Origin of the sequence: Helicobacter didelphidarum (assembly GCF_003364195.1) — a bacterium.
Classification (GTDB): domain Bacteria; phylum Campylobacterota; class Campylobacteria; order Campylobacterales; family Helicobacteraceae; genus Helicobacter_A; species Helicobacter_A didelphidarum.
Genome location: NZ_NXLQ01000046.1, coordinates 1 through 5,600 on the forward strand (window position 1 = coordinate 1; position 5,600 = coordinate 5,600).

Genomic DNA, 5,600 nt, shown 5'->3' on the forward strand with positions numbered 1-5,600 from the left:
ATATGAATTTCTACAATAGATTTGGGCGATAGGAAGCAATCATGAATAAAGGAAATATCATAGAGATTGTATGCTATAATATGGGATAAAATAAGGAGTTAAAATGTTGTATCATAAATGTGAAGTGTGTGGCGAGAATTTTAACAAGTTAATGATAGAAGCCAGTGAGAATGAACATGATGCTGTATGCAAATGTCCAAAATGTGAGACACAATACAAGGTGCAAAAAATAAATAAAAAGAAATTATATATGCTTGCAATACCGCTTGCTATTGTATGTGTTCTTGGGTATATCTTGCTTCGCTGGTATTTTGATATAGATGCTTTCTATGGCAAGATAGCAATTGTGGGTGTTATTTCTATCTTTTTTGCGATTATCTTCATAAATCATGTTAAAAATCTTAAATTTGAAAAGATAGATGAAAATGATACAGGAAATACAAATGAGCAATCGTCTCAACATTCAAAATAAATCAAAATTTATATCACCGACACATATAGGCTATCATTCTGTCATAACACTTGGAGTTTTCAAGCCACAAGAGGACAATCAATATAAGCTAACAAATGTTATACAAATGCAAGTAACAGATTTACAATTAGCCTTGCAAATATATCTCAATCAAAAAGAACCTATATCACAATCAAAATATATTTTTACATTAGATAAAAGTGCGCAAATAGCACTAGAACAAAGTAGTAAGAAAGAAGGAAATAGTAAGAAAGAAGGAAATAGTAAGAAAGAAGAAAATAGTAAGGAAGATACAACACAAAAATCTTTCTACAATACTATATTATCTATACTACCAAACAAGCAAGAAACCTTAGATATAAACACGATTATGGTAGAATTAGCTTCATTTTTAAGTGAAAAAGATATAGAAAAAAGCATAAGTAAAATTAATACTAGATTTAATGAAATAAAAAAGAATCTAGAATCTTACAAAAACAAAACATTAAATATTGATAATATCAAAGACTGCGATTTTTCTGATACTAAAAAAATATTGGAAAAAGGAAAAAAACTTGGTATAATCGTATGTTTAAACTTAAGGTTATGAGGGAATTTATGCCAACAGGATTTGGAGAGTTAGAAGCAGCACAGAAATTTGAAAAAGGTTCTAAAAATACACAAACGCTAAATACTAAACAAGCAGATATACACACCACTGCGTATGATGAGAGTATGCTACCCAAAGAACTAGAGTGTTGTTATAAAGAATTTATATACTATAGAGATATTGCAAAAAATGATACAGCAGCACTAGGTTGGGCTGTAAGCTACAATCTCCAAGCATTATGGCAAAATAGTCCTAAAGTTGATACCATTGATACCAATGCACTGCAACACACAAGCATACAAGGACAAACAAAACACATAAGCCAACAAGAGCAACAAAGACTACAAGAAATACAATCCTTCTTGCAAAGTAAAGGTATAGAGCCACTTACTTTGCGTTATACGCCATATCCAAGAGATACAGAATCTCAACAAGAAAAAGAACTAAGACAAAGAGCCGAGAAATATTCGCATTATGGCAATGCGACACATACACCTAGAGACCATAAACGCCCTATAAGATTCTATACTACACTTGATTGGGATAAGTTTTATATGCAGTTTCCATTGATAAAAAGGCTAAGTAAGGAGTATTTAGGCAACAAAGAACATATTTATAGCAAAGCATTTAAAAGCCAAATACACAAAACTTTTTTACACACAAACATAATGACAATTCTCAAGCAACTTCCAAAAGGTGAGCATAAGCTGTATTTTGCAATCGATGTGAGAGACAATAGAAGTGATAAAAATGTAGATTCCTATATCCTTGTGAAAGAGAATGAAAGCATACCACAGGGCTATAAACTCATTTCTGCTTGTAAGCCTTATGAAATCGATACTCTTAATTTTCAAGTCAGTAGCTTCGCTGACCAAGATTTCTTCAAGCAAGCTCGTATGAATGCCCTTATCACTATTGGGACACAATTTAGTGTGGATACTTTAGCTGCTTTTACCTTAAAACGAGCAGGGAATGCCTTGCCCGTGATAGGACAAGGTTTGTTGGTATATGAGGTGTATGATACGGGCAAAAACCTTAGTCAGCAAACTTGGAATGAGACTATGCGAGATTTATCTCTCTATGCTTGTAGTGGGAAATTTAGTATTAATTATGCTCCTACTTGTATCACAATCAAAAAAGATATACAAGACGATAAGGAAAAGTTAGAATACCGCATAGATGAAATGGTGGCGTATGTCTATGATAGCTTTGATTTTTTAGACCAATATCATATATTCAATGATGATGGCACGATTAGCAAATTGGGGCAGCCTGTGGGAGCGTGGGACTTTGAAGAAAAGGCTTTTAGTATATGGGGGTCTATTAGACAAATGCTAACATATAAGTATAAATTGAAGAGGGTGAGCGTAACAGATGTTCTTCAGTCCCCTCAAACCAATCAATACTATATCTACAACCAAGATTATCAAGATTACCAAAAATTCACGCCTTATGGGCTAGATTTTAGACTATATAGCAAGAATATAATTAAAACTTTAGATTTCAAAGATTTGCCTTTTGAAACTTTATATAGCACGATAGGATAGAGTTATGTTTGAGACTTTTGATTTGGGCTTTTTTGTGGGGATACTAGGCATAACAGTAACAATATGGAGATTTTTATTGGTATATATACCCATTTTTTATCTCTATAATCGCTTTATTGATAAAAATGCTATTTATGCAGAGGGATTTTTGAAATACTACTTTTTGGGATATGTGATTGTATGTATTATGTTTGAATGCTACATTGCCTTATATGTGCCTTTTGATTATCGTTATTTTGAGGAGAGTAATGCTATATATTATCCTATACAACACGAATACGCAGAATACAACTAGAATTTTGGAGCGTTGGTGCCTACATATCTCATAGGCACTCCCATCGCATTTTATTTAACAAGATTCATTAATAAAATTCATAAAATAAACAAAACTCCACAAACTCTACATAGAGGTAAAACAATCATATTTGGCATATTCGCACCAAGTGGGTTATTCTTGACAGTTTTTGTGACGGAGAAAATCATAAGTTTCATACACTATATGAAAGGATAGAGTTATGAAAGACTTTTCTTTTAAACTATATAGTAAAGATATTATTGCTAAGATTAATTTTGATAAATTTGAGTATTCTATACTTTAATGATACGATAGGATAAAATTATGATAGATAGTATTCTTGTGGGGATTGCGGTTGGTATAATGTCGTGTATTATTCCTGTTGTGCCACCTCTTCTTTTGTTTTTCTATTTATCTCTATTTCTTAATATAGTATTTTTTTATATTTTAAATCGTTTTTTAGTTCCTAAAATATTATTTTCAAAAGAATTCCTAAAATCATATTTTATAGGTATGCTGATTGTTGTTGTATTATTTGAAACTATTGGTTTTTATCTTATTCCTACTAGTGATTATATAAACTCTTTAGCAGATATAGATGAAATAAAAAAGCAATATGATGGTATGCCAGAAATAATATTTAAATATGAATATGTTGGATATAATGTCTTTTTTATTGGCTTTATTCCTTTAAAAATTATGATATTTTTTATTAGCAGATGGATTCTTAGATATATATTTAAAAGTGAATACAAGCATTATGCGATGCGTCATAGTGTGATTTCTTTTACAAAACCAAATAAATATTTTAAATATATAGCTATGTTTATCGGTGTATTTTTCACACTTACAAATATTGATATTCTTATACTATTACTATATATGTATATGTCGGAAGCGTATCCTCCCATACCTATTGTAGTTTTTATATGGTTAATTTATAAATATTTTTTAAGGATTTGATATGGACAATATTTTATTTACAGCTAGGCTAATGTTTATTACTCATGATGAGATAGAAAATATTAATAAAGACTCATCTATTGCATATCTCAAAGCACTCTATCAATGTCAAGATTCTATCGCAGTAGATTACACTCAAAACACACTCCTTACAAACAACATAGCTACTAAGAATCTAGGATATAAAGATGACTTCGTAAATATCTTTATCCTCGATAAAGAATCCCTAACCACTGAATATCTAGACGCTAGAAAAGCCCTCTATAAATCCATAATGCAAATAAAAGAAGAGAGACAAGGTGAATACGAGAGAGAACAAAAAAGAATACATAATCTAAGTTATGAAGAATACGAGAGAGAGTTGAAGGAAATAGAGAGAGAACAAAGACAAGCAAGATTTAATAGAAAAGATAAATCCAAAGATTCAAATCATCTTATATTAGAATCAAATGATAAATCTATAAAGATAATATTCTTAGATAAGATAGATTCTAATCAATCAAGCAATGTTTCGTCATTGCGAGAAGTCGGCACGACTTCGTGGCAATCCACAACTAATATCTCTCTATCCAATCTAATCCACCTCCACGATAACAAGATAGATATATTTACTAAGAATGGTAGTGAGATAGATATAGAATCTTTAATGAATAAATATCACTTAGATACTAATATATTGCACTCTCCTAATACCCAAATATTTCTTTATTCTCATCTACTTAATGGCTCAAAAGAAATAGAATCTCATCCTTTATACTTTGGGGAATTAGATAATGATGGAGTGTTTGTAGAATCTAAGCCTATATATTACTTACAAGGTAATGAAGACTTAAGCAGTGCAGATTCTAATACTATGAATTGCCACGCCGATAAATCGGCTCGCAATGACAAGAATATATCCACTTCCACCCTCCAAGTATTCCTCCACTCCTCTACACTTACAATACTTCATTATTCTCTTATTCATTCTAGCCTTCATATCAAGCTAGAATGTAATAGCTCTGAATCTCAAGAGATAGAAGACAAAGAAAAAGCACTCTTAGAATCTAAAGCAAAAGATTCTAAAGAGAATAAAGAAAGTATATCCACTGCATTCCTCTGTCCTGTCCTAGAAGATAATGAGCTTAAATGTCCTCATAATGGTAGAGTGCAACTAAAGAGTAAGAAAGGTAAAAGCTTTCAATCTCAAGGTATCCCTATGATATTAGAATCTGATTTAATGAACTCTAGTATTGTAGGTTGCACTCATACTATCGCAGGTGTTCCTACTCCTTGTTCTCTTGTATCTGTAATCCTCCCTAGTGCTAGAGCATTAAAAAGATATAATGATGATTATCCTATAATGCAAGACAATGCGTTGTCTTTTGGATAATTTCAAGGGAATCTTTGATTTTATTTGTGCGATAGATTCTCTATCTTATCTCCGCATAAAATCTTTAATAACCCTTGAAATTCTCTCAAAATACTTAGCATTTATACATGCAAATATAAATATCTTTATACAATGATAGAAAGAGTGGGGTATTAAGTGATAAAGGATTCCCTATCACTTGTAAGCCTAAGAATAATACCTTTAAGATAAATGCTCCTAATCCTAGCAATACTAAAGAGATAAGTAAAGAAGCATTAGCTTCAATGATAGATACTTCGCTCCCCTCTTTTCATATCATCACTCCCTTTAAAGAATTAGATAGCTTTTATCTCACTCCTACTTATTATGAAAATAGAGAATGC

7 protein-coding genes are annotated in these 5,600 nt (G+C 31.2%); all 7 read left to right on the forward strand.

Annotation, left to right across the window (positions count from 1 at the left end):
* Positions 1–103: 103 nt before the first annotated feature.
* The 7 genes from CQA53_RS09905 (at position 104) to CQA53_RS09930 (ending at position 5,238) form a co-directional block, all read left to right on the forward strand.
* Positions 104–472, forward strand: a complete 369-nt coding sequence (locus tag CQA53_RS09905) for a hypothetical protein (RefSeq protein ID WP_115543827.1) — start codon at positions 104–106, stop codon at positions 470–472.
* Entirely contained in the window at positions 444–1,061 is a 618-nt protein-coding gene (locus tag CQA53_RS09910; protein ID WP_245945870.1) for a hypothetical protein, read from the forward strand. The genes CQA53_RS09905 and CQA53_RS09910 overlap by 29 nt, the downstream gene beginning before the upstream one ends.
* 8 nt (positions 1,062–1,069) lie before the next feature.
* Entirely contained in the window at positions 1,070–2,608 is a 1,539-nt protein-coding gene (locus tag CQA53_RS13145) for a DUF6402 family protein (protein ID WP_147290029.1), read from the forward strand.
* Between the two features lie 4 nt (positions 2,609–2,612).
* Positions 2,613–2,903 (forward strand): hypothetical protein, encoded by a 291-nt coding sequence (locus CQA53_RS09920; protein ID WP_115543829.1) that lies wholly within the window; start codon positions 2,613–2,615, stop codon positions 2,901–2,903.
* 15 nt (positions 2,904–2,918) lie between these two features.
* Entirely contained in the window at positions 2,919–3,119 is a 201-nt protein-coding gene (locus CQA53_RS12200; RefSeq protein WP_147290030.1) for a hypothetical protein, read from the forward strand.
* 108 nt (positions 3,120–3,227) lie between these two features.
* Positions 3,228–3,866, forward strand: coding sequence for a hypothetical protein (locus CQA53_RS09925; protein ID WP_115543830.1), 639 nt, complete (start codon positions 3,228–3,230; stop codon positions 3,864–3,866).
* Between the two features lies 1 nt (position 3,867).
* Positions 3,868–5,238 carry an OmpH family outer membrane protein gene (locus CQA53_RS09930; RefSeq protein ID WP_181882422.1) on the forward strand — a complete coding sequence of 457 codons (1,371 nt, stop codon included), beginning with the start codon at positions 3,868–3,870 and terminating at the stop codon, positions 5,236–5,238.
* The last annotated feature ends 362 nt before the right edge of the window (positions 5,239–5,600 follow it).